The sequence below is a fragment of the Amycolatopsis sp. 195334CR genome (genome assembly GCF_017309385.1).
Lineage (GTDB): Bacteria > Actinomycetota > Actinomycetes > Mycobacteriales > Pseudonocardiaceae > Amycolatopsis.
In genome coordinates this window covers 867,787-890,327 of record NZ_JAFJMJ010000001.1, presented here as the reverse complement: position 1 = coordinate 890,327, position 22,541 = coordinate 867,787, and the positions used below count along the sequence as shown (strand labels likewise).

General features: G+C 67.9%; 24 protein-coding genes. 12 read left to right on the top strand and 12 right to left on the bottom strand.

Annotated features, from left to right (window positions below; translation table 11 throughout):
• The first annotated feature begins 93 nt into the window (after nt 1-93).
• The 10 genes from JYK18_RS04470 (at nt 94) to JYK18_RS04425 (ending at nt 6,232) form a co-directional block, all read left to right on the top strand.
• Complete coding sequence (locus JYK18_RS04470; protein WP_206800894.1) at nt 94-753, top strand: hypothetical protein; 660 nt, start codon at nt 94-96, stop codon at nt 751-753.
• Nucleotides 753-1,052, top strand: coding sequence for a hypothetical protein (locus JYK18_RS46460; RefSeq protein ID WP_242578947.1), 300 nt, complete (start codon nt 753-755; stop codon nt 1,050-1,052). The genes JYK18_RS04470 and JYK18_RS46460 overlap by 1 nt, the downstream gene beginning before the upstream one ends.
• A gap of 254 nt (nt 1,053-1,306) precedes the next feature.
• Nucleotides 1,307-1,534 (top strand): hypothetical protein, encoded by a 228-nt coding sequence (locus tag JYK18_RS04460; protein ID WP_206800893.1) that lies wholly within the window; start codon nt 1,307-1,309, stop codon nt 1,532-1,534.
• A 14-nt stretch (nt 1,535-1,548) separates the two neighbouring features.
• Nucleotides 1,549-2,040, top strand: a complete 492-nt coding sequence (locus tag JYK18_RS04455; protein WP_206800892.1) for a hypothetical protein — start codon at nt 1,549-1,551, stop codon at nt 2,038-2,040.
• Entirely contained in the window at nt 2,037-3,008 is a 972-nt protein-coding gene (locus JYK18_RS04450) for a hypothetical protein (RefSeq protein ID WP_242578946.1), read from the top strand. Before JYK18_RS04455 ends, JYK18_RS04450 begins: the two co-directional genes overlap by 4 nt.
• Nucleotides 3,005-3,232, top strand: coding sequence for a hypothetical protein (locus tag JYK18_RS46455; RefSeq protein ID WP_242578945.1), 228 nt, complete (start codon nt 3,005-3,007; stop codon nt 3,230-3,232). Before JYK18_RS04450 ends, JYK18_RS46455 begins: the two co-directional genes overlap by 4 nt.
• A 62-nt stretch (nt 3,233-3,294) precedes the next feature.
• Nucleotides 3,295-3,555 carry a hypothetical protein gene (locus tag JYK18_RS04440; RefSeq protein ID WP_242578944.1) on the top strand — a complete coding sequence of 87 codons (261 nt, stop codon included), beginning with the start codon at nt 3,295-3,297 and terminating at the stop codon, nt 3,553-3,555.
• Nucleotides 3,552-4,316 carry a hypothetical protein gene (locus tag JYK18_RS04435; RefSeq protein WP_206800889.1) on the top strand — a complete coding sequence of 255 codons (765 nt, stop codon included), beginning with the start codon at nt 3,552-3,554 and terminating at the stop codon, nt 4,314-4,316. The genes JYK18_RS04440 and JYK18_RS04435 overlap by 4 nt, the downstream gene beginning before the upstream one ends.
• A gap of 390 nt (nt 4,317-4,706) precedes the next feature.
• Nucleotides 4,707-5,252, top strand: coding sequence for an RNA polymerase sigma factor (locus JYK18_RS04430; RefSeq protein WP_206800888.1), 546 nt, complete (start codon nt 4,707-4,709; stop codon nt 5,250-5,252).
• Nucleotides 5,252-6,232 carry a hypothetical protein gene (locus JYK18_RS04425; protein ID WP_206800887.1) on the top strand — a complete coding sequence of 327 codons (981 nt, stop codon included), beginning with the start codon at nt 5,252-5,254 and terminating at the stop codon, nt 6,230-6,232. The genes JYK18_RS04430 and JYK18_RS04425 overlap by 1 nt, the downstream gene beginning before the upstream one ends.
• Nucleotides 6,233-6,299: 67 nt before the next feature.
• Here the strand turns inward: JYK18_RS04425 and JYK18_RS04420 are convergent, their stop codons facing one another.
• The 5 genes from JYK18_RS04420 to JYK18_RS04400 all read right to left on the bottom strand — a co-directional run bounded on the left by JYK18_RS04420 (nt 6,300) and on the right by JYK18_RS04400 (nt 11,067).
• Entirely contained in the window at nt 6,300-6,869 is a 570-nt protein-coding gene (locus JYK18_RS04420) for a hypothetical protein (protein WP_206800886.1), read from the bottom strand.
• Between the two features lie 617 nt (nt 6,870-7,486).
• Nucleotides 7,487-8,452: a hypothetical protein gene (locus JYK18_RS04415; RefSeq protein WP_206800885.1), complete on the bottom strand. Its 966-nt coding sequence runs from the start codon at nt 8,450-8,452 to the stop codon at nt 7,487-7,489.
• 270 nt (nt 8,453-8,722) lie between these two features.
• Entirely contained in the window at nt 8,723-9,148 is a 426-nt protein-coding gene (locus JYK18_RS04410; protein ID WP_206800884.1) for a hypothetical protein, read from the bottom strand.
• Nucleotides 9,149-9,333: 185 nt separating this feature from the next.
• Entirely contained in the window at nt 9,334-10,470 is a 1,137-nt protein-coding gene (locus tag JYK18_RS04405) for a hypothetical protein (protein WP_242578943.1), read from the bottom strand.
• Between the two features lie 6 nt (nt 10,471-10,476).
• The gene (locus JYK18_RS04400) at nt 10,477-11,067 is read right to left on the bottom strand and encodes a hypothetical protein (protein WP_206800883.1); all 591 of its coding nucleotides are present in this window, start codon (nt 11,065-11,067) and stop codon (nt 10,477-10,479) included.
• A 344-nt stretch (nt 11,068-11,411) separates the two neighbouring features.
• Here JYK18_RS04400 and JYK18_RS04395 point away from each other — a divergent pair, with 344 nt between their 5' ends.
• Nucleotides 11,412-11,957, top strand: coding sequence for a hypothetical protein (locus tag JYK18_RS04395; RefSeq protein WP_206800882.1), 546 nt, complete (start codon nt 11,412-11,414; stop codon nt 11,955-11,957).
• Nucleotides 11,958-12,620, top strand: a complete 663-nt coding sequence (locus tag JYK18_RS04390) for a hypothetical protein (protein WP_206800881.1) — start codon at nt 11,958-11,960, stop codon at nt 12,618-12,620. It abuts the gene before it with no gap.
• A gap of 138 nt (nt 12,621-12,758) precedes the next feature.
• Here JYK18_RS04390 and JYK18_RS04385 read toward each other — a convergent pair whose 3' ends face one another.
• From JYK18_RS04385 to JYK18_RS04355, 7 genes are all read right to left on the bottom strand, one after another.
• Nucleotides 12,759-13,523 carry a TatD family hydrolase gene (locus JYK18_RS04385; protein WP_206800880.1) on the bottom strand — a complete coding sequence of 255 codons (765 nt, stop codon included), beginning with the start codon at nt 13,521-13,523 and terminating at the stop codon, nt 12,759-12,761.
• A complete protein-coding gene (locus JYK18_RS04380) occupies nt 13,507-14,775 on the bottom strand; it encodes a hypothetical protein (protein ID WP_206800879.1) in 1,269 nt (422 codons plus the stop codon). The genes JYK18_RS04385 and JYK18_RS04380 overlap by 17 nt, the downstream gene beginning before the upstream one ends.
• Nucleotides 14,772-15,281, bottom strand: a complete 510-nt coding sequence (locus JYK18_RS04375; protein WP_206800878.1) for a hypothetical protein — start codon at nt 15,279-15,281, stop codon at nt 14,772-14,774. The genes JYK18_RS04380 and JYK18_RS04375 overlap by 4 nt, the downstream gene beginning before the upstream one ends.
• Nucleotides 15,282-15,622: 341 nt before the next feature.
• The gene (locus JYK18_RS04370) at nt 15,623-17,359 is read right to left on the bottom strand and encodes a P-loop NTPase fold protein (RefSeq protein ID WP_206800877.1); all 1,737 of its coding nucleotides are present in this window, start codon (nt 17,357-17,359) and stop codon (nt 15,623-15,625) included.
• 295 nt (nt 17,360-17,654) lie between these two features.
• The gene (locus tag JYK18_RS04365; protein WP_206800876.1) at nt 17,655-18,635 is read right to left on the bottom strand and encodes a C40 family peptidase; all 981 of its coding nucleotides are present in this window, start codon (nt 18,633-18,635) and stop codon (nt 17,655-17,657) included.
• A gap of 91 nt (nt 18,636-18,726) precedes the next feature.
• Complete coding sequence (locus JYK18_RS04360; protein ID WP_206800875.1) at nt 18,727-19,815, bottom strand: replication-relaxation family protein; 1,089 nt, start codon at nt 19,813-19,815, stop codon at nt 18,727-18,729.
• Nucleotides 19,816-19,943: 128 nt separating this feature from the next.
• The gene (locus JYK18_RS04355) at nt 19,944-22,526 is read right to left on the bottom strand and encodes a helicase HerA domain-containing protein (RefSeq protein ID WP_206800874.1); all 2,583 of its coding nucleotides are present in this window, start codon (nt 22,524-22,526) and stop codon (nt 19,944-19,946) included.
• Between the last annotated feature and the right edge of the window lie 15 nt (nt 22,527-22,541).

Here is a 22,541-nt window from a genome sequence, read left to right as displayed (position 1 = left end):
CCCGGACGCACCACCTCCACCGTTCCAGCACGACCCCGGCCACCCCACCACCTGCCTTCACAGCCACCACCGACATGAGGAGCTGAATCCACCATGGCCACAAACAGCACCACCACGCATGCCGAGACACGGTGCAGCAGCGAACCGAGCGAGCAGATGCCGCGCGCACTGCGGAATTCTCCGAAGTACCGGCGTTTCGACGCCGTGGCTCGCGAGATCGTCGCCGCGCTGCCCGACACCTGGGAGGCCACCTACTGGTCGGTGTACTGGCTGGTCGTCCTGCGCTGCCCGCAGCGGGGGATCGAGTTCGGCCTGCGGATATGGCCGGGCCGCAAGTGGGGGTACCGGCTCGACCCGCTCCGGCCACGGGGCCCAGCAGTGGGGTATTGCCGCTGGCCGGACGAAACCGCCCACCCCCATCCCGGGTTCGCGCTGCACACGCCGCCCGACGAGGTCGCCGCCTACATCCGCGACACCTTCGTGCCCGATTACCTCGCCGAGATCGATCGCGCGCTCGAACGCAGGCGGCACGCCGAGCTGATCGCCGAGCGACGCGAGGCCGCCCGCGCCCTCCAACGCGAGGCCGCCACGCGGATCCGTGACGCCCGGAGCGAGGTCGACGACGCGTGGATTCCACTGTCGTTCTCCGTGCCCAGCCGCGACGCCGTGGCCTGCGCACGAGAACTATCCCAGGCGCTGCGAGGCTACCTTGCCCGGACCGCCAACACCCCGAGTGTCGCGGGAGGCCAGTGATGAGCACACGCACGGACTTCTACGCTGGCGAAGGCGCCCGGGCACAGTGGATCGGCTCGCTGCAGTTCGCCTGTCACCCGGACAACCTCCTCAAAGATTTCCACGGTCGCGAAGCGCTCACCGCGATCGCCCCGTCGCGCTACTACGTGGCGGTGCAGGACTTGCTGATGATGTGGGCGGTCCGGGGACTCGGAGCCGCCCACGAACCACGCCACGGATGGCCCTGGCCATGGGACACCAGCCACTGCAACGACTGGATCATCACCTTCCTCGGCCGCCCGGCGGCGGGGTGCACATGACAGCGGGCGGCGGCGAGCACTGGCACCGCCTCGACCCCGACCACCCGCGCCCGCCGTTGCGATGCGGCCCACCCGACTTCGCGGCGTGGCTTCGCGATCCCGGTGCACCGCCAGCAGTTCCGCTCCCGGTGCACCGCCCGCCCAGTACACCACCCACCGACTACGCGCGCCTGCTGTGGCGAGAGCCGTGACCCCGCCACCCCGGCTTGCCACCTATCTCGCTGCCGCACCCGCTTGGAAAGGAGCTGACCGCGATGCAGGACAGGAAGAAGCGTCTCGTGTGGACGGTGCTGGCCGTACTGCTGCCGGGACCGTGGACCCCGGTGATCGTGCTGGCCTACCTCCTCGGCCGCGCCAACGAACGCGACCTTGCCGACAACCACTACGGCCAGGCGCCGCCGTATCCGCCGTGCCCGCCGCCCGACCCGTACGCCTGCGTGCCGCCATCACCCCACTGGAATCCCTACGGGCCACCACGGTAAGGAGGCAGTGGATCATGTCGAGCTACACCGACTTCTACCTCGGACGTGGCGAACACGCCGAATGGATCGGCTCCCTGCGCGGGGAGTGCTACCCCGAGAACTTTCTCGCCGTCCCACCCGTACGGCTCGCGCTGACCGCGACCGAGGAAGGCACCTTCCGCGCGGCGATCGCCGACGCCCTCATCGTGTGGGAGGACGAATGCCTGGGCCACGGGTACCGGCCCGAACTCGGCTGGCCCTGGCCCTGGTACTCCAGTCACGCCAGCAGCTGGATCATCACCTTCGATCCCGAGGACGCGGCGGTGTTCGCCACCGTGGGAGGTGGTGTCCGCTGGCACCGCCTCGACCCGCGCAACCCCTGGTTTCCCGACAGCGAGGACGACCCGCTCGGACCGCCCGACCTGGCCGCGTGGCTGCGTGATCCGGCCGCGCCACCGTCGGTGCCGATGCCTCTGATGCGGGACACACCCGCCGACCTGCCTGCCATCGGCGGTGATACCCGATGAGCGGTACGACGCACGACTTCTACCTCGGGCGCGGCCCGGGCGCGGAGTGGCTCGGCTCGGTCCGGCTCGGCACCCCGGACAGCCGCTGGCTCGACGAGATCACGCGAGCCTGGTCCGCGGGCGCCTTCGCCTGCCTCGTCACCGTCTTCCTCCAGATGGCCGAGGCGGAGCAGGCCGGCGAGGTCGCCCGGGGACACGGCGGCCAGTGGCCGTGGCTGTGGCCCACCAGCCACGGCACCGACTACGTCCACGCCTTCGACGAGGGCGCGGTGTGGACCGCCCAGCGGGGAGAGCGCTGGTCGGCGCGCGCGGGCGTCGACGTGCCGCCCGGACCGGGTGACCAGCCGCTGGTGTTCCCGCCCGGGCGCGCGACGTGCGGTTATACCGGGATCGCAGCCGCCGACACCACCGCCCGCCGCTACGGCCCGCTGCTCGGCGCGACCCACCGCCACGACCTCTACCAGCTCGCCCTGCGGATCCTGGCCGACCTGACCGCGCCAGCGGAACCCGGTACTCCCAGCGCCCTCGACGCGCTCCGGGGCCCGCTGCCACCACACCTGCGCTACGCCGTCACCACCGACGACGCGGCCGCCGAGCTGGAGATCGAGGTCTTCGGCTACCGCGACGGCGATCTCGCCGGCGAGGAGACCGTGCACGCCCTGTTGGCGCTGCCCGCCCTCTACGGCTGGACCGACCCCGCCGGCGGGCCAACCGCGCTTCGGCGTGCGCGTGCTCATCGCCGACGACCAGCGCCCCACCACGCACCCGCTGCTGGCCGATCCCCGCACCCGCACGGTGCTCACCACCCGCCCACTACCGCACACCTGAAGGAGACCGACACATGTCCCCGGACACCGCACCCACCGCCCCAGCCACGGCGACGGCGAACGAGCCGCGCAGCGCCGCCGGGCACTGCGCCGCCGCCGAGGCCCTATTCGCCCGCGCTCGCGCGATTCACTCAACGTTGAGCACCCGCCCGGTCAATCAGGACGAATACCAGCGCTGCCTCGACTGGGCGCACCTGCACCTGCGCCTGGCCGAAGCCATCACCGCCGGAACCGAGATGGTGCTGGCCCACCGCCAACTGCTCGCCAGCGACGTGCGCCTGCACACCACCCACGTCGGCTCCGAGGCCAGCGGGTGGACCGAGTTCCTCCGCGACCGCCACACCACCACCGGGACCAGGCCATGAGCTGCCTGCCGCAACCGTGTTGTCCCACCTGCGAGGCCCGCGTCGGCGAGAAGCACACCGGAGTGTGCGATGTCGCCCGGTGTCTGGCGACCGGCCTGCAGCGCAGCGGCCACGGCGACTCGTGCCGATGCCCGCAGGACATCTGGACCGGGCACTGGCCCGGCGAAGCCGAATGCGCCGAGTTCGGCTGGCTGTACGGGCCCGGCCTGCCCGACCTCAACCGCCTCTACACCCACGCCACCTGGGATCCCGCCGCGCGCCGCTGGATCCGCACCGAGCCCACCTCACCCACTGCTCCAGCACCGGAAGGAGACTCACCATGACCACCACAACCCTCGACGCCGCCTCGCCCGCGGCGCTCGACCTCGCCGCCGGCGAGTACTGGATCGAACTCGTGCCCGCCACCCACGCCGCGCCGCACCAGATCAGCTTCCCCGCCGTCGTCGAACCCCGCCGCCACCACGGCCTGTGGGTGCGGCCCCGGATGCGCCGCGAGGTCGCCGAAGCGGTGTGCGAGTGGCTCAACCTGGTCTACCCGGTCGACCCGGACTGGTACCCGCTGGCCCGCTTCGAAGACGACCTCCTCGTGGTGATCACCGGAGACGCCCCCCACCACCGCCACGAGATCACCCTCAGCGAGGACGGCCGCTACCCGCTCGGCGAGCTCGGCCGCTGGTACCTCTCCGCCCCGACCCGCACCCGCGACCGGTTCTCCCGCCAGCTCGCCGTGCTACGAGACCCCGAACGGCACTACCCGCGCCCTGGCGAAACCGTGGTCACCTGCGACCCCGCCAACCTGCCCGTGAGCGGGTTTCCCGCCCGGATCGACACCTCACGCGGGCAGCCGTGGGTCCCGGTGTTCCGGCCCGAGATCGCCGAAGCCGTAGCCGTGTGGTGCACCACGAACCACGACACCGCCCCCGACGAGCACCCGCTGGTGTACTTCGACCGCGACACCCTCATCCACGTCCACCAGCACCTGCGCTCCCGCGACGCCTACCTGCCCTGGCGCATCAACCCCGACCCGGACGGGAACTACCGGATCGAGGGCGGCGAGTGGGCGTTTCAGGTGGCGATCACGTGAGCGAACTGGAGGATGACTAACCCCGCAGCACACCGTGGGCTTGGACAATCGGGGTTCGGTCGAGCAGTTCGACGTGAGCCTTTCCACGCGCCGGGGCCTCTACCACGCCAGGGAACCGGAGGGCCGTGTCTGGTAGTGGTTCGGCCTGCGACTGGAGGCAGGTCGACGATGCTCACCCCGGACGACAGTCACTATCTCTTTGCCTGTTTGTGGGACACGCGGTAAGCCGTAACTTGACCGCATCGCATTCGCAAATGCGAATACTTGGCTGGTTTGGTCGTTCTGACCAGGCAAGACGCGACGTGGAGAAAATTCTCTGGGAAGACGGTAAATATCGGCTGTTCCCATGTCAGTACTGAGCAGGATGGGATGAGGGCAGGAAGGCGGACGGTGATCGACAAGGAGAGCTTTACCCGGCTCTACGCTGAGTTGCATCCCCGGGTGGTGAGGTATGCCCTGCATCGCGCCTCATCCGACGTGGCTCACGAAGCGGTAGACGAGGCGTTCCTGGTCGCCTGGCGAAAGCGCGATGAAGTTCCCGAAGATGGCGTACTTCCCTGGTTGCTGGTGACGACACGGCATGTGCTGGCGGAGCAACGCCGCCGCGGGCGCTACCAGGATGCTCTTACCGCTGAGCTGACGCGGCTGTCGGCCATGGCCGCGCTCGGCGATGTCGGGGCTGCTGTGGTGGAGCGGATGACCGTCCTGGCTGCTCTGTCTGAGATCGCCGAGAAGGACCGGGAAGCGCTCGTGCTGGCTCAATGGGACGGCTTGACCACTCGAGAGGCGGCGCAGGTCAGCGGTTGTTCGGCTGCGGCGTTCGCGGTCCGGCTGCATCGGGCGCGCCGGCGGTTTACCGACACGCTCGCTCGCCTGGACGCGACGCCCAGTGCGGGCGGCGCCACGAAGGCTCCGATCAACGGGAAGGTTGTGTAATGAGGGCACGTGTCACCGAGGCGATGGACCGGTTGTCGGCTCAGGCGTTGTCCGACGATGTTCGAGTTCCCTCAGAACGGCCGAGTTGGCGAGACGACAATCAAGGCGCTGACCTAGGGGTTGCTGTCCAGAAGACGCCGGGGCGTCGTCGTGTCCTGCTCACCGCGGGCGCTGCCGTGGTTGCCGTAGCCGCCGGAACGTTAGCGGTCGGCCGAGTTCTCAACAGCCCTGGACACACCACATCCACTCCGCCGCTGCTGCAGTTCTCGCCCGCGGCGGTGGCTTCGGATCCCGGACCGCTGCTCCGCGATCTCGCTTCTCGAGCGCGGCGGCAAGCTGGCCCGTCCGGATCTGGTGAGGTGTTCTTTTCCGAACGTAGCCAGTGGATCTTCGCCACGAAAATCGACACTAACGGTCAGGACCTGGGTAGTCAGCTCTACGAGCGTCGGATTCAGACGTGGCTGGCCGCTGATGGCACCGGGCGGGAGATGCAAAGCCCGGAAGGGGAGGGGCCGCCGCCGATGGAGCGCCCGCTGGTCGGGCAGAGCCAGCTCCCGGGGGCCGACCAGCAGGCACTGGTCGCAGGGTTCAGGAAAGAAGGGCAGGGGCAGCCTGCGGCGTGGTGGATGGAGGCGACGTTGCGCTGGGGTGCTCAGTTGCACGCGCCAGCGACCGCCGCGGCCTTCCTGGACGTGCTCGCCGAGCAGCCCGGGCTCACGGTCGAAGGGCAGACCACTGATCGTCGTGGCCGGGCGGCTGTCGCCGTCTCGGCCGTCTCGCACCAGCCGGGGAACGGCTTCCCGGATAGTCGGAACTACCTGCTGATCGCTCCGGAAACCGGGCAGCTGTTGGCGACAGAGTTCGTCGCCACGACGGCTAACAGTGAAATTCTCGGCACCGAGGTGCCGGTGCCGGCGACCATCGGTTACCTGCTGTGGGACGTCAACGGCCTTGTCGCGAACCTGGACGCTCGACCCTGAACAGCTGGGTTCCGTGGGGTCTACCTCGGGGGAACCCAGCTGTTCAGGGGCAGGCTGCCCGCTCGGGTCAGGCGTGCGGCTGGCTAATGCCGACGTTGTCGTGGTATTGGCCCAGGTACTTGCCGGTGCCTCCCCAGATCGCCTGTTCGCTGGTGCTGGTCAGGGCGATATTGGTCAGGCGGGCGAAGCTGCAGTTGCTTTGCCCGATGATCGAGGAAAGGTTGGCCTTCCACCATGAGGTCGGCTCGATGCGATACCCTGCTGCGTCGCAGGGGCCATCTCCACCGTAGATGGACGTTATGCGCCCCGGTACCGTGTTATTGTTATTGAAGTCGGTGTGCTCGTACCAGTACATGAGGATGTTGGCCAGTTCCGCGTTTGTCGCTCTCGTGGTGCCTTGGCTGACCTTGGATCTCAGTTTTGTGTCAGCGTCGTCCAGGGACAAAGCGGAGCACTCTTGTGCGAGAACTGGCGAGGGTGTGCCGCCGGGCCCTGCTTTGCCGACGACCATCGCGCAGTAGGTATCCTCCTGCTTTGCTGAGCTGGATTCAGCTGCGGCGGCCGTCGACACTCCGATCGCGGGAAGGAGCAGTGCTGTCGCGAACATGGACGAAAGCCTTCTCCGGGCGTGCTTCATCGAACTCCTCCTGAAATATTTGGATCGGCGCGGTAATTACACGTTCCGCGTCGAGGTGATTTCCGCGCTGTGCGGGCTTCGTCAAGCTACAACACGTGATCAAGGAACCGCTGCGTCCGAACAGGTTAAACCTTGCATCATCGTTCCCCGTGTTCCATAGATGCCTCCTAATGGTCGATTGGATCTTTCATTCAGTGGTAATAGGAACGGCAAGGGTTACGATCAGGTGTTCGACTTGACGGAAGAGGGTGGCTGCGCCGTGATGGAAGGCCACAGGTAGCAAGGGCAAAGCGTGTGGCGTATGAAGGCGCCTGTCTGGTCCAGCCTGTTGCTTGCCCGGTCATGGCCGGAGGGGCGCTGGCCAGGGGCGGAGGGTTGCGCGCGCCGGGCCGCCGGGTTGGTGCGGCCCGGCGCGCGAGTCGGGCGCTCTGGTGTCGGACGGCTGCTCGACGATGCCGCGCGGTATTGCCCGCCACTGTGGCAGCGGAGGGGGTTGACGGGGGATGGCGGTTTCGTCCGACTCGAATGTGCGGGGCCGGTGTCAGGAGAAGCCGCGCGCAGGACCGTGCCTGCAGATCGATGGCGGCGGTCCTGCGCGCGGATGAGTTGGGCGGGCGTCAGGATTCCAGCGCGGGTTCGGCGGCGTCCTTGGCCATCCTCGGGACGTCGGTCTTGTCCGGGTTGATCGAGAAGCGTTTCGGTGCCTCGCAGGTTTTGATCGCGTACCCATCGGTGACGAGTTTCTCCAGGGCGTTGTTGACCGCGCCGCCCGAGCGGCTGAGGTCCTTGCCGATCTCGGCTGGCCCGAAGCTCTTGCCAGCGTGATTGGTCAAGTATTCCTCCACCAACGCGCGCAGCCCGCCCTTGGGCAGTCGGTCCTTGTCTGCACGGCTGGTGTCGGTGTCGGTGACCGCAGGCGGTTCTGCCGGAGACGGTTCGGTCTCGTTCTCGGCCACGCTGTCGGCCGGATCCACCAGTGCGGTCTCGGGCGGCTGGGTGGTGTCGTCGGTTTCGGGGTCGATATTCGAAGACGTGGCGGCCTCGTCGGCCGTGTCGGTGGCGGTGCCGTCGGGTTCGGAGGCGGTGGCGTCCGAACCTGCGGTGACTTCGTGCACGGCGGCGGTGTCCTCAGCGGTCGCGTTGTCGAGTCCGGTGAGGGCATCCTCGGCGTCCACAGGGTCTTGGGTCGTGTCGTCGTCGGTGTCACTGGTGTTTTCGGTCGGGCTATCGGTGCTGGGCGTCGCGGTCGTGTCCAGTTGCGCATCCTCGGTGTCGGGCGCGGCTGCGTCGCGGTTTGAGGGCGCGAGCGTCCAAGTGTCGGGATTGCGCGGACCGTCTCCTGCGGTGCGGATGGCGGTGCCGTCGCGCCCCCATCGGGCCAGGATCTTCGCTGCGGTCGATCGGCCGACTCCGGCGGCCGTCGCCAGCGCGGCAGTTGTGGAGTCGGGAGTGGTGGCCAGTGCGGCGCGGACCTTGTCCTCCGTGGTCTGCGTGTCCTGCTGGCCGGGATCATCGGCCACAGCGTGCAGGTGGCGGTTTTCCGTGCCGGTGGCGGTGCGGTTCTTGTGGTTCCTACGGGACATGACGAACTCCAAAGTGTTGGTACGGAGAGGGAAGGTCATGCCCCGGCCGGGGCGCTGCCCGCCGGTGCGCATCCGGTTGTTCGGGCTACACGTCTATGGACGCTTCGTCACCGCCACATTGTCAAGCGATCCGTCAAACAAGACGTGTGTCTCATGTGGACTTAGACGGCATGGGGCGTGTGCGACGACGTTGTTTGCCGAAAGCGGCTACGGGGTGCGGCCTGTGGCTGCTGCACCCCGTAATGGCCCTGTTCTCGCCTCGAATGCTCGTTACCCGTCGTGGAGAGGCGTTTCCGCGGGCTCGGGCTGAGGCAGCTCGCCCCAGAGTCCGATGGCGCCGACGCCTTCGGCGTAGACGGTGCCGTTGTCGTGGACGGCTCGGATGACCACGAGGTAGCGCAGCTGGTAGGGGCTGCTGGTGAAGCGGTTGTAGTGGCTGGCGAGCACGAACACCGAGGTGAAGGCAGCCCGGGTGATGTCCCTGCTCGGTGTGTCGGCGGTGCCGTGATCACTGTGGGGTAGGCCGGAGATGGTGATGTGAATCTGGCTTTGGGGGCTGGTTTCGTCGATCGTGACCGTGAAGTTCGCGTCGGCGTGGATCAGGTCGTCGTTCTGGACGGTGATGATGTCCTCGCGGATGCGGGTGGCGATGTCGCGAAGTGACAGGTCGGCGGTGTCGTCGTAGAAGTCGCCCACGACTGCCACCGGAGCGGGCACTACGTCCTTGACTGAGGTGTAGACGTTTGTCGTTGTGGTCATGTGGTTGTTCCTTTCCTTTGTTCTTGCAGGCCGCCTGCGACTGCAGGACGTCTCGGGGTGGACAGGTCGCAGCCAGCTCGCCGCCCGCGGGGCTGGGCAGTGGGTGGTGGCTGTGTCCGGGGTCAGCGGCGCAGGACGTTGACGCGTTCACCGCCGATGAGGGGTTTGTCTTCCGGGCCGGCGAGGTGGTCGGCGATCCAGATGGGGCGGTGGTCACCTCGGCTGCGGTAGTACTGGTTGCGCCAGTGGCCGCGAACGATCCAGCTGTGACGGTATTCGCGGGTGCCTTTGCCGAAGGCGTCGCTGTGGCGGTCGGCGGGTGCGGTGCGGGCGCGCCGGAGGTCGACCATGCGGACGTCTGAGTTGAGGGCGGGGTCGTAGCGCTCGATGCGTCGGCGAGCGGGGCGGGGCGCGATGGTGCGTTCAGAGCGCACGAGGGTCTGGCCCATCAGCAACCACGTGGCGAGAACGGTGCGCTGCAGGGCGATCTGGGCGGCGATATCGGCGGCGGAGGTTCCTTCGGCCAGCGCGCTGGGCCAGCCCGTGATATCGGTGAACAGCATGGGCGTGAGGCCGCACCATTCGTAGCCGTGGGGCGGCACGAACGACGGCGGAATCGGTGCGCGTTCGGCGTTGCGCAGGAACGTGGCCAGGATGTGCCGGGCGCCAATGTCGGCCGCCGCCTCGTGACTGGCGGGCTTGTTGCCCGGGGCGGGCAGTGGCAGGTTCAGCGCGGCGGCCTTCCGCAGTCGCGACAGGGCATAGTCGCGAGGCAGGCGAGCGAGCCTGCGTCCCACCTCAACCGCTGCGGGCTCCGGGTCGGGCACGGTCCCCCAGCTCTGCACCCAGAGGCCGCCACGCCCAGGACCCCACGAGACCAGCGAGACCGCGTCGTGCCGCGCTGAGGCGGTCCCCGCGACGGGCGGATGCTCGTAGACCATGAACCCCACGGGGGCGGGCAGGTCTTCGGGATGAAGGCGGTAGTCGACCAGGGTGGTGGCGGCGTGGCTGGCGAGGTCGGTCAGGTCGGCGGAGACGTAGAACAGCTCGGCGGCGGGCAGCTGGGTGGCGAGCGTGTCCGCAATCGTCGCACCGACATCGTCCAGGGGCGGGAACGCGGGCTCTCTCGCCGAGTCCTCGGGCCGGGGACCGACGAAGAACCGGAACCAGTTGCCCGCCCCGTCCACTCCGGGATCCCGGGCCCATTCGGTCATCCGGGCCCGGATCTCGGGCACGTCGCGCGCCGTGACGGCCACCATCGACGGTCACCGCCCCAGGTCGGCGGCGAGCCTCGCCAGCGCAGCCTCGATGTTCCGGCCCATCGTCGAGGGGGCGCCGGGATGATCGGTCAGGTACGCCAGCATGTGCGACACCGGTGCCGGGGCGTCGTCGCCCGTCAGCGCGGCAAGCGCGTCAGGGTGCCGTTGCCCCAGCTCGGCGACCGCTGCTGGGGCCACGGGGTACCACAGGTCACGAATCTCGTAGCGGCCGTCGTCCCCAGAGCGGACCACGCGCGGCTGGGCATCCCGTGACTCGCCCTCCGGGTCCTCGTAGATCTCCAGCGATTTCCCGCGCCAGGTGACGCGGTACTGGTCGGTGCCGTAGAACGCCTCCAGGTGGATCCCGATCCAGCGCGCGACGGCGGGTCGGCACCGCAGCCCGATCTCGACCTCACTGCTCGGGTCGCGAAGTACTGGGAAGTGAGCCTGGTCCGTGATGACACCCAGCGGTGTCTCATCGACGGGGACGATGCCGGGGAATGCCGGTTTGTACGGCATCGCCACCCACACCTCGCCCTCCGGCAACACCGGAAGTGCCGCGGCCAATCCGGGCGCGGCAGCGCCCGCTCCGTCCATACGAGATAAATCCCTTCGGCAACGTGGTGCGCGACCCGCGCTGTGACACGTCCAGGGACGCTCCGTCTGTGCCGAAATGTCAAGCCTGGCACAGGTTTTGCCTCGATCCGCGTGGTGGCTCCCCTGGACCACGTCGACTATCCACACGAGACATCGCTGTTGACTTAGCGCGCGAGCCGTGTGGCGTCCGCAGTTGCCGCCGAACCCGCCTGTGGCGGAGGCCCGGGATCGAGCCTGGAGGTATGAATCGAGAAATAATACGGAGATGGCTTGACATTTCCCGTTTACGGAGCGTCCATGTTTTGTCCAACAACGGATTCCCTGGAAACTTGAGGAGCTACCCCATGGACGGATTTGCTGATCACGGCCGCGTCACGTCGCCCGCACCGATCGGTGACTCAGAAGATTCCCGGCAGGGCAACCACGTCGACCTGGTGTCCGGCGCCGCTGCACCACCGATGCGTCTCCCGGCGGACGTGCGGGCCATGCTCGTGACCGAGGTGGACATCGCCACACAGCCGAACGTCGACCTTGGGGGTGACGTCGTGCGCATGGCGGGAACGTGGCTGGCCACAGGGTCGAAGACCGACGAGTCTCACGACGGTGATCTGGTCGTTGTCCTGACAGTACCGGACCGCCCGTCACCGGGTCGCGAGTTCGACGAGCAGATCGATGTCCAGATGCTACTGGCTTATCGCGGGCGATGGCGGCGCGTGGGCCTGTGGTCTGGAGTGGGCACGGACTGGCCCCGTCTACTCGCGCCGACCGCTGCGGCGATCATGGGATTGCACACTGATGTGCTTGAGGCCGGCGACGTGCCTCACTGGCGTGGCAGCGCTCGCGGCCATGAAGCGCTCATGGTTTCTGGATCCGGGAAGTCGGCGGGCTGAATGCGGCTCCTGCGCATAGTGCGTCACCTTCTTGATGCGGCGGTGTGCCTGCTGCACGTGCTGTTCGTCGCGGCCGTTATCGGCGAATCCTGGCGAATCGAGAGCGACGATTACCTGGTGTACGGAGCGCTCTCCGTGACCTATTGGATGGGAGTCAGGCCGCTGTTGTCATACGAACCCCGGTGGCGCGGTTACGAACTCGGCGACGTGCACGACGATCTGCTAAAACTTGTCACGGCCATCCCTTTCGACTACCCGGTCGTAGACCCGGTTGACGACGTGGTGCTGGTGCGGAGGGGTGACTCGAACGGAGTTGTCGCCCTGGTACGTATCCGCCGCGAGGATTACCTGTCTCCGAGCGCCGATCACACGTCCGTGGTGACCGAGGTCTTTCATCTTCTAGCCCGTCCTGCGGTGGTTGTCTACAGTCATGAGCCGTGGTCGGTGGCTCTCGACGACTGCGGCCTACCGGTCGCGGCGCAACCTTCACATCGGCCGGACCACGTCGACGACCCCGCCACACTGCGAGAACTCCTTGATAGCGGAGCCCTGTTCGCCGACAGGGACGACGCGCGCGTACTTGTCTGCCAGATCACCCGCGCGCTGCTGCGAGATGACCTGCAGCGTCAACCTCCCGCAAACACTGTATCGGACCTTCAGTGATCCTTCCGCATCGCCTGAGCAAATGCATCGCGCGATGTTCCATTTGTGCTCGGAAAATGCGCACATCTGCCCCGGAAATGTAATAGTTGTTAGCTCGCTGGCGGAGCGGCGGTATTCGAACTGTTCGTAGTGTTGACCTTAGAGAGTTAGGAGTATGTCGGCGACTAGCTCGGGATAGCGCTCCAACGCTCCACTTGCGACTGAGATGTCACGCAAGTTCTTCCAGAAGATCTGACGTACGTGCGAGGGCGTCATGCTGAGTAGGTCAGCCACCTTGACCTCGACTTGCTCGGTGTCGCCTGGCATTCGACCGCCACCGGTGCGACGACCGGCCGGGAAGTCTGTCTCTGGCAGCATCCGGTCCTGCGGGATGCGGCGCAGGACATCGATAGGCATCGCCGCGTTGACCGAGAAATAGCAACCAGCGGCGGCGGCGGCGGCCACTTCCGTGGGGGTGCCAAGGAACCAGTGCAGGACGAGACCGGGATGAGGGTGGGCGCGAACCGTGTCGATCACGGCGGCCGTGCGACCGGTGCTATGGACCGAGATCAGGACCGGCTGTCCCTGCGCCGCCTGCAGGGCGGCGGCGAATACCTCGGTCTGCCGTTCTTTCGAACCGCGGCGATCAAGACCGATCTCGCCGACGAGCGGCAGTCTGCCTGTCAGTGTGGCTGCCCGTTCCGGAGTGAAAGTGTCGAGCGCCTCGGGCACCGCTGGATGGGCACCCCAGCCCCAGATCAGGCGATCGTCGTTGCGCCGCCGCAGGGCAGCGTAACCCTCATCTAGGGTGCGGGAGACGGCGAAAACTACGCAGTCGCCGAGTCGCCGGACCTGCTCGGTGGTGACGTCGGGAGCGATGTGGGCGTGGCAGTCGAGGCGGGGCAGGTCAGGGTAGAGGGACACGCGCAATCTCCTGCAGGCCGCGTGCACACAGGGCTACGGCGGCGTCGAGGTCAAAGTCGTCCGGCCAGGGGCCGCAGGCCAGTAGTTCATCTTCGGAGATGCCCCGGCGGAGTGCCTCCTGGATCGCCTGGATATCGTCGGAGCGATTGGTGATTAGCCGTGGGCGGGACGCAGCTGGCAGTGTGTCAACTAGGTAGGGCGTGTGATCGTCGAGGCCTGCCGCGGATATTGAGGCCCTTCGGACGATGCACGGAACGCACAGACCGCAGCTGTAGTTGGGGTTGCCGCCCTTGTAGTACGTCCCGTCCAGCTTGCCGCAGGACAGCGAGGTGGCGACGACTTGGGCAAACGCCGCCGGATCTACGTGTGCCGCTGCTTGGGCTACGAGTTCGCCTTTGGCGAGCCCAAGGTAGGGGTCGTCGATGGCGACGCCGATGCCGAGCGTGGTTAGAAGGCGGTTGATGCGAGCGAAGGTGGTCGGATGCGTTGAGCGCGTTGACAATGCACCGCCTCGGGCGGTTGTGAGTGGAGGATTGATGCTGGTGTAGCCGTTCTCGGGCACCACCACACGGCTGGCGCCACGGGCGGTCGCGGCGGCGGTTGCCAGGGCGGCGAACAGCAGACTCCGGCTCCGACTTGACGATTCCGCCTTCGCGCCGGTCTGCGCGAATGTGATGGTCAGGAACTCTGGCGGGTTGGTAGCGCGTTCGGTAATCCAGTCGCGGATCTGGCGCTGGGCGTGTTGAATGGCCGTTGTGCCGTCCGCGTGGCTCAGAAGGAGGCGGCTGGTTCCGTCGTTGAGCTGATCCACGGCGCCACACAGGGAGTCGAGACCGCCGCTGAGTAGAGCCACCTCATCGATCGGCGGCTGGGCAGGAAGCTCGGAAGCTTCGCTTGGCTCGGTGGGTACGACCCGGATGGTCCAGTCGTCGGCCGTCAGCCACCACAGGAGGTCCGCGACCTGTTCGACGGCGTCGGCGGTCCAGGTCGTCGTCTCGGTCACATGTACGGTTAGCTCAATCGTGCGGGTGAACGCCTGGCCTCGGCTGGTCAGCCGGTCCGCGAGGTAGGCGCCGGCGCATATGCGTAGCAGGTCGGCTGCGACGGGATGCGGCGTTGCCAGCCGGGTGAGGGTCCAGTCGAGGTTGCCGCTGACTGAGCCCGTCCCCCTGTTCGTACGGCTCCAGTGCAGGGGTCGTGCGCCCGGATCGAATTGGCTGGCATCGGAGGGCAGGAGTTCAAACTGGCTCATGACGTACCCGCTTTGATCAGTCGCAGCGCTTCACCGGTGATTTTGGCTGTGATGTCGGCCAGGTTCTGCACTGATGGTCGGTCCTGCGTCGACACCGCGATGCGCTGCACGCGCCGCTTCAGCCAATCACGAAGTTGGCGTTCGGCGCTGTCGACCTGCTGTTGGGTGCGGCCGCGGGTGGCTCGCGCGGCTTGGAGCTCAACCAGGCTCTGCTGAAAGATCCATTCGGCGACGAAGTTGCGGATGCTGACCTCGGGCGGTGGGGGTGTGTCGGCAAGTAGCACGGACTTGAGATGCTCGATGGTGGCCCGCTTGAGGGCATAGTCGTCGGGGTGACCGGCCTCTCCGATCGTGGCGTCGATGATCTTGGCCAGCTGAACACGAGGCGACAGCTGCGATAGTTCGCCCAGATCGAGCCCCAGTTCGCGGAGACCGGCGGCATCACCATTGCGAAGCGCGTACGCACCACCGAGCGCGGCACCCCCGCGACGAGCGCCGGACATCATCTGCCGGCGCGATCTGCCTCCCGCTCGGCCCGACGTGCCGCTCCGGCCTGTTGTACCTCCGCCCCCGCTACCGCCGCCACCACGACCTCGTGGCAGCAACGTCGACAGTGGAACCGAACTGGCGGGTCGTCGCGCTTGTGAGTCTTCGGCAAGCAGTGCCGCGGCAATCGCGGCTGCGACGGCTGCTGCTGCGGCGTCTGGGTCCGGCTGTTGGTTGCCAGAAGGCGGTGGCGGCGCATCGGTTCCAGAACCGTCGCCTCCGCCGCCCAGACCGTCAAATCCCTGGCGGGCGTTCTGCCAGTTCGTGGAGCCGCTGCCGCCGTACGATCCGGAGGTACCCATTATTGGCCCCTTGCCATTCGGACGGCCTCACGAGCGGCGGGATCGGCGGTTTCGTCGGTTTCGAGTAGGTCGGCGAGACCACTCAGGACGGGTACGGTGCTCTCGGCCAATTCGAGGGCGCTGGCCATTTCGAGCCTCTGCCAGCAGCTCTGCCGGATACCATCGGCGATCTCATCCGCCAGTTCTGGTCGAGCCTTGGCCATCTCCACTAGCGAGCTGACAAGGTCCACGATGGTATCGAGCTTGCGTACGCGGCCGAATAGCCCGACGACGACGGCACGCTGCTCAGCGAGCGCCTTAACCTTGATGCGGCCCAATGCGTCGGTCCGGATAGTCTCCGTCGGCGAGGACAGGTCAGCCACCAGCTGCGCCTGCTCGTCGGTCAGGTTGGCGCCGGCGACCAGGCTGGTGAGCGATGCGGCAAGAGTGAGGTACTGCGCGAGTGGCTCCGTGGCCAACCACGGCTCGACCGCAGCCCAGTCCCGCGTCTCCTCACTGACCTTGCCCGGCACGTCGTCGGTTTCCCCGCGACCCCACTTCTCCCATTCCGCGAGCAGCTCCCGGCGCTCTGCCTCGGACAGGCTCACCAAGTGTTCAAACTCGTTGAGGAACCGATCTTCGAGGAGGTAGAGCTTGGCCAGCACGGCCGGCGCGATTGTCAGCCCGTGCGTCTTGGCGATCTGGGTCCGGACACCGAATGCGTTGAGGAAGCGCTTCACGTGCCGCGGGTTGCTGGCCTTGTCGGACGACAGTCCGGTGGCGATTTGATCAGCCAGCTTGAGCAGGGATTCATCCGGTCGCCAAGCCAGCCGGTCAAGGTCTGCCAGGAGCGGTGTTTGACCTGCCTGCCTGCGTGCGCGGCAGTGCTGCACCAAGCTGGTGTAGGCCTCCTTGTTAGGGCTGGAACCTGATGCCAGGAGCAAGGCGACGTAGTTTGAGGTTTCGTCCGCCGTCAGCCGCGCCAGAGAGATCGGCAGTTGGACGATCTTTTCGAGGTATCGATTCGCGAAGATCTCGCTCCGACCGCTGGCGTCGAGGCTCGCAGCGATGGCGTCTCGGACCATCTCCTGGTCGGCCGCCAAGACGAAGGTCATCTTGGGCACCGACAGAAACAGCTTGATGGCTTCGAGCGTCGCCATCGCGGCATCGGGCAGGCAACGGTCGAGATCATCGACGAGGACAATCACACGCTTAACCTGCGGAAGGTTTTCTTCAAGGAACTTCGCGAACGCCGGTCGAAAGCCCGACATCGATTCTGGCGTTTCACGGTCCTTGGGCTTGAAAGCTTTGACAATCTCCACGATCTCGCCCGGGCTCCACGTCATCGAGATGGCGCCCTTAGTGACAGCCTTCGCAACCCGTGACCAGCTAATGCGCTCGACCAGGTCCTTTACCTTCTCCTTGACCTGGCCGTCTGCTTTAAACTTCTTCTCTAGCTCATGCAGGACTTCGGCGATTAGGGTGCCACGAACATCATCATGGTCGTCATACTCCCACGGGTCCGTACGGACGATTACGTAGCCTGGATGGTCCTTGAGGCGTTCTTCAACCATCCCAAGCACTGATGTTTTCCCGCCGCCCCAAGGCGCATGGATACCGATGGTGAGCGGGTCCAGGCCCTCAACCGCCAAGGCGCCTTCAACGGCCGCGACCACCGTGTCGAAGCCCAGCAGGTCGACAGCCGACGGGTTGTCATCCCACAGGGCCATCCCGGCCGGGTTCAGGCTGGTCGTCACGGCACCTCCATGATCCTCGGTGACCGGCATAGACTCGGTCACCCCTCGTCTCCTGAGCATGACAGTCACGTAGGACTCGGAGTCAGTGCGACACGCCCACATGATGGTGCAGCAGCAACCCATCGTCTCTGCGGAAAGAAGTCAGCGACAACTATTGAACGGCTCCGGGCCAGCAACATCGCGTCGAATGCCACGGGCTGATGGAATCTAAATATCCCAGATGTGTGGCATTATCCGGCTCTCGCGGGCGGCGGTCAGCGGGTGACTCGGGCGGTAAAGTCGGAGGTAGCGTGCTTCAAGCACTCGGACGGGTCGCGCCTGCGTAGTCGTCGCCGGTGTGCCGGTAGTTGTCGATTTGCACGGGCTGGCCGAAGGTGGGGGCGTTGATCATTTTGCCGTTGCCGAGGTAGAGGCCGACGTGCCGGATTTTGGATGTGGGGCCGTAGTAGACGAGGTCGCCGGGGAGCAGCGGCTGGCCGTCGGGCACCCGTGGCCCGGCGTGGAACTGGGTGTGGGCGGTGCGGGGCAGGGTGATTCCCGCCGCGCCGTAGGCGGCCTTGGTCAGGGCGGAGCAGTCGAAACCGGCGTGGCCGCCGTCGGGCCCGTTCCCGCCCCAGACGTAGGGCAGTCCCCGTTGTCCGCAGGCGTAGTTGATCGCGGTCATCGCGGCGGCGGTGGGTGCGTGGATGGTGGTGCAGTCCCCGGTTCCGGCCATCACGGGGCTGGGCTGACAGTGCACGCCGGACACGGCGGAGACGATGAGGCGTGCGGTGTCCTCGTGCTGGGCGTAGGCGTTCGGGAATCCCGAGCCCTGCACGGCTTGGGCGGCGTCGTTGACGCTCATCGTCTGCCAGTTCGGTGTGGCGGTGAGGTGTTCGAAGAACTTTGTTGCCGCGTAGGTCGGTGTGGTGATCTGCTGCGGGGTACCCCAGCCCATCGAGGGCCGCTGCTGGAACAACCCGAGCGAGTCCCGGTCACCGTGGTGCAGGTTGCGCAGACCGGCTTCCTGTAGCGCGGCGGCGATCGCGACTACCCAACCCGGTTCGGGCACGCCCATCTGCTTGCCGACCGCGACGATGGTGGCGGCGTTGCCCATCTGCTCGTCGGTCAGGCCCGGCACCGTACCGGTCGGTATGCCCTCGGGCGTGCAGATCAGCGAACTCGCCGAACCGCTACCGCCGAACAGCGAGGTGACGACGCCGGCGAGCCCGGCGGCGATGAGTAGCGGGACGGCGAGGACCAGGGCGGCGGCACCGGCCCCGAGTTTGGTGCCCATGGTGAGATCGCTCCCCTTTCGCGGTGACGGACGGCGCCCGAGCGCGCAAGCACGGAAACCTCCTGGACACGGACCGTGAAGAACCGTGGTGTCAGCGCTCGCCGCGAACATCCCGGTTCGGGGTGGCCCGCGGCGGGATCGGACTCGGTGGTGGCAGCCGATACGGCGAGGCCACCGCGGCCTCGCCGGCATCGGTCTCGCCGTCACCGTCCTCGCCGCCGCCGGCTGGCGGTGCCAGGCCGGGCCAGGCGTCGGCGAGGTCGGCGAGGCTGTACCGCGGGCCGGCGCGGTCGGCGCGTGCCGAGGTCAGCGGCAGCCACACCGCCTCGGCCGGGCTCGGGTGCGGGGCGGCGGGGTCGAGCAGCTCGGCCGCGGCGGTGGCCACCGGCACCGCACGAGGGTCGTCGAGTCCGGCGTGCACGCGGGCCAGAGCGGTGCGGGCTCCGGCTTCGCGGCGGGTGGTGGGCAGCCACACCAGCACCGGCGTGGCGATCCCGGTGGACTCGGCCAGCCGCGCGTAGCCGGCCAGCTTGCGGCCGACTTTGGTCAGGGACTCGGTTCCGGTGTCGAACTCGAGGAACCACTCCACCTCCCGCGCGCCCCCGCCGCGGTGGCGGGTGCGCCAGCGGCCGTAGCCGTCGGGAATGACGAGGTCACCGAAATGCCGGGCGCAGCGCGCTTCCGACCACCAGGCCACCATCGCCTCGCCGGTACTGTGGCGGGCGCGGGCGATCAGCGAGGTGAAGACGTCGTTGACGCCGACGGTGTGGGCGAGGCGCTGGTTGTGGGCGATGGCCATGGCGCGGTCGTGCCGGTAGCCGAGGTCGCGGACCTCCAGGCCGTGTTCGGCGGCGAGCACCGCGGCCCCGGCGGGGCCGAGAACGTAGTGCATCGGCGCGGAACCGAGCTGCCGAAACGGCTGGAACCTCGAGACAGCGCGCCAGAGGTAGAGATCGAGCACGCGCTGGCGGGCCGAGCGGCCCGAGGGGAAGGCGGCGTCCTGGATCTGGGGTGTGGTCAGGACCCGGTGTTCGTGCAGCAAGGCCAGCAGCCACTTGTCGCGGGTGGTGAGGCGGGAGGCGAGCATGGCCTGGTGTTCGACCGAACTGGCGGCGCGGGCGGTGTGGCGGCCGGGTAGATGGCTGCGCAGGTTGTGCTGGCGGGTGGTCGTGGTGATCACGAGCGCGCTCCTCGGTTTGTCAACAGGGTGTGGACACGTGTTGTGGGCGGGCCGAACTCTGCGCGTTCGGGTTCGGTGGTTTCGGCGGTGTCGTGCTGGTGCGGCGCAATGCGGGTGTCGCGTGGTGCTCAGGGGCGGGTGCGGCGTGGGTCGGTCTTGGGCGGCCGGGTCGGCGGAACCCGGCGCCCGGCCGGGGCGGGGCGCGCTGTTGCCGTAGTGGCGGTGGCAGGAGCGTCGGAGCGAGCTGCCGTGCCGCCGTCGTCGGTCGCTGCGCTGTGCGTGCGGTGCCGGGCCCGCAGCATCGAGCGGATTTCCCGTGCCCGTCCGGGGGTCGGGTCGGGCAGCGGGGTGGTGGTCATGGTGAACGGCTCGGTTTCCTCGCCGCGTACGACCAGCCGGGTGGCGGTGTGGTAGACGCCGAGGTGGGACAGGTCGTGGTCGGAGAGCCGGGGTGCGGTGTGGCGGGCGAGTTCGCGGGCGTCTTCCGGGCTGGCGGAGAAGAAGATCTTCGAGCGGGCGTTGGTGGAGATGCCTTCCTTCAGCTCGCGCGTCAGCTGTCCGAGGTGCTGGTGCGCCAGTGTCATCGAGACGCGGAATCCGCGGGCTTCGGCGAGCATGTCCTCCAGCGGGTAGGGCAAGTTCAGGAAGTTGTGGCACTCGTCGACGATGAGGCTGGCGTCGGGGCGCAGGCGTTGCGGGACGCGGGCGCGGGCGGTGGTGGCCTGCCACGTGCGGGCTACGACCAGCGATCCGACCAGCCGGGTTGTTTCCTCTCCGAGTGAGCCCTTGGGGATGCGGACCAGGCAGATCCCGCCTTCGTCGAGTACCTGGGACATGTCCACTGTGGAGCGTCCTCCGGCGATGGCTTCTTTCACGAAGGGGCGTAGCAGGAACGCGCGCAGTTTGTTCATCAGTGGTGAGATCACCTGGGAGCGGGAGCTGTCGGTGAGTTCGTCGTACCACTCCCAGAAGCCGGTCAGCACCGGGTCGGTCAGCCCGGCGGTGATGCGGGAGCGGAACGCCTCGCTGGACAAGAGCTTCGGCAGGTCGGCCAGCGTGGGCACGCTTTCCTGTGCGCGCAGGGTCAGGCAGGCGGCGCGCATGAGGTCGTCGGTGCGCGGCCCCCAGAACGCCGAATACACCCGCCGGAACACGCTGACCAGGTTGTCGACTTCACGGTCGGTTTCGCCGCCTTCGAGGGGGTTGAGGACGGGTGGGCGGTGCAGGGAGTCGGCGTCGAAGAGCACCACCCGCTCCGCGGCGCTGCGGGGGAGCCGGTTGAGGACGTCGGTGACCAGATCGCCTTTCGGGTCGATCAGGACGAGGCCGCGATGGTGCTCGGCGTCGTCGAGGATCATGTTGCCCAGCAACGTGGATTTGCCGGAGCCGGTGGCGCCCAGCACGTGCAAGTGATGGCGCGCGTCCGCGACCCGCAGCCCGACGGGGCGGGCGTGCCCGGTATCGGACCGCCCGAGCGGTTTGACTTCCGGCCCTGGCGTGGCGATTCCGGGCGGCGGGGCGACGGCTTTGGCGCCGGCGCGTTCGACGCCGGGGATCTCGGCGTCGGTGGGCAGGTGTGCGATCGCCGCGAGCTCGGGAACCGAGAGCAGGTCGCCGCGGTCGAGGCGACGTGCGGCGAGCGCGCGGGCTGGGTGGTGCAGGCGGGTGCGGGTGTAGTGGTTGTGGTCGGTGTAGGCGGCGAACGCGGCGGCCAGCGCGTGCGCCCGCCCGCGCGCGGTGTCGCGGGCCTGACGCGCCAGTTCGTCGTCGGCCTCAGCGAGGAGATCGGTGGCGACGGCGTAGCGCACGACGGTCTCGTACTGCGAGCCGCGCTGCTTGCCCACGATCGCCTTGTTCTGCGCCGAATATTCCAGCGACAGCTGCGGGTCCTGACTGATCCGGCGCGAGTCCGGAGTCCGTCCTGGGCGGGTGGCGTTCGCGCCGGGGGTGATCGCGTCGAGAATCCGGCCGCCGACGCGTCCTGAGGTGCCGTGGTGCACGCGGCGGGCGGCGCGGCGGGCTTGGGCGACGCGGCGGCCGGTGACGGGGCGGGCGAGGATCTGCACGCAGGCGCGTTCGTCGCGGCCGAGCCCGACCGGGGCGCCGAGTAGCCCGCGGATCGGGTCGGCGTCGAAGCTGGTGCGGATCGGGAGGGCTTCGGAGCGGGCGAGGCGCAGTTGCCCGCCGACGGTGATCCGCCGCCGCCCGGCTCCCAGGTCCGGGAACGGGGATGTGGCCGGGTTGGTGCGGGTGTGGGAGCCGGGCCAGGCGGCTTCGACCGCGCGTTCCACCAGCGAGGGCGGGATGACGCCGGGGACCCACAACTGGACGGTGACGCCGTGCTCGCCGAACACGTACTCCATCGCTAGGTGGGGTTGCCCGGTCCAGAGACGTCGCCAGGCGGGGCGCAGGAGTCCGACGAGGTTGGACCAGACCGCGGCTCCGCCGGCGGGATCGACGGTGGGCGGGGCGAGCACGGTGATCTGGCGAGCATCGGCCTGCAGCGCGCGGTGGCGACGGGCGCGCCACCAGCGGCGCGCGGCGATCCCGCCCGCCACCGTCATGGCCAGGGCCGGGACGACGACCGGCCCCCACACCAGGGCCCAGTCGCCTACGGCGGCGAGCAGGGCGGCGGTGCTGCCGCCGGGGTCGCGTAGGTAGTCACCCACCCAGTTCTGCAACACCGGCGACGCTGCGGCGCGCGGCGACATAGAGGAACTCCCTTC

Coding starts and splice junctions, on each gene's coding strand:
- JYK18_RS04470 (WP_206800894.1), top strand. CDS start 94: ATGGCCACAAACAGCACCACCACGCATGCCGAGACACGGTGCAGCAGC.
- JYK18_RS46460 (WP_242578947.1), top strand. CDS start 753: ATGAGCACACGCACGGACTTCTACGCTGGCGAAGGCGCCCGGGCACAG.
- JYK18_RS04460 (WP_206800893.1), top strand. CDS start 1,307: ATGCAGGACAGGAAGAAGCGTCTCGTGTGGACGGTGCTGGCCGTACTG.
- JYK18_RS04455 (WP_206800892.1), top strand. CDS start 1,549: ATGTCGAGCTACACCGACTTCTACCTCGGACGTGGCGAACACGCCGAA.
- JYK18_RS04450 (WP_242578946.1), top strand. CDS start 2,037: ATGAGCGGTACGACGCACGACTTCTACCTCGGGCGCGGCCCGGGCGCG.
- JYK18_RS04435 (WP_206800889.1), top strand. CDS start 3,552: ATGACCACCACAACCCTCGACGCCGCCTCGCCCGCGGCGCTCGACCTC.
- JYK18_RS04425 (WP_206800887.1), top strand. CDS start 5,252: ATGAGGGCACGTGTCACCGAGGCGATGGACCGGTTGTCGGCTCAGGCG.
- JYK18_RS04420 (WP_206800886.1), bottom strand. CDS start 6,869: ATGAAGCACGCCCGGAGAAGGCTTTCGTCCATGTTCGCGACAGCACTG.
- JYK18_RS04415 (WP_206800885.1), bottom strand. CDS start 8,452: ATGTCCCGTAGGAACCACAAGAACCGCACCGCCACCGGCACGGAAAAC.
- JYK18_RS04405 (WP_242578943.1), bottom strand. CDS start 10,470: ATGGTGGCCGTCACGGCGCGCGACGTGCCCGAGATCCGGGCCCGGATG.
- JYK18_RS04400 (WP_206800883.1), bottom strand. CDS start 11,067: ATGGACGGAGCGGGCGCTGCCGCGCCCGGATTGGCCGCGGCACTTCCG.
- JYK18_RS04395 (WP_206800882.1), top strand. CDS start 11,412: ATGGACGGATTTGCTGATCACGGCCGCGTCACGTCGCCCGCACCGATC.
- JYK18_RS04390 (WP_206800881.1), top strand. CDS start 11,958: ATGCGGCTCCTGCGCATAGTGCGTCACCTTCTTGATGCGGCGGTGTGC.
- JYK18_RS04380 (WP_206800879.1), bottom strand. CDS start 14,775: ATGAGCCAGTTTGAACTCCTGCCCTCCGATGCCAGCCAATTCGATCCG.
- JYK18_RS04375 (WP_206800878.1), bottom strand. CDS start 15,281: ATGATGTCCGGCGCTCGTCGCGGGGGTGCCGCGCTCGGTGGTGCGTAC.
- JYK18_RS04365 (WP_206800876.1), bottom strand. CDS start 18,635: ATGGGCACCAAACTCGGGGCCGGTGCCGCCGCCCTGGTCCTCGCCGTC.
- JYK18_RS04355 (WP_206800874.1), bottom strand. CDS start 22,526: ATGTCGCCGCGCGCCGCAGCGTCGCCGGTGTTGCAGAACTGGGTGGGT.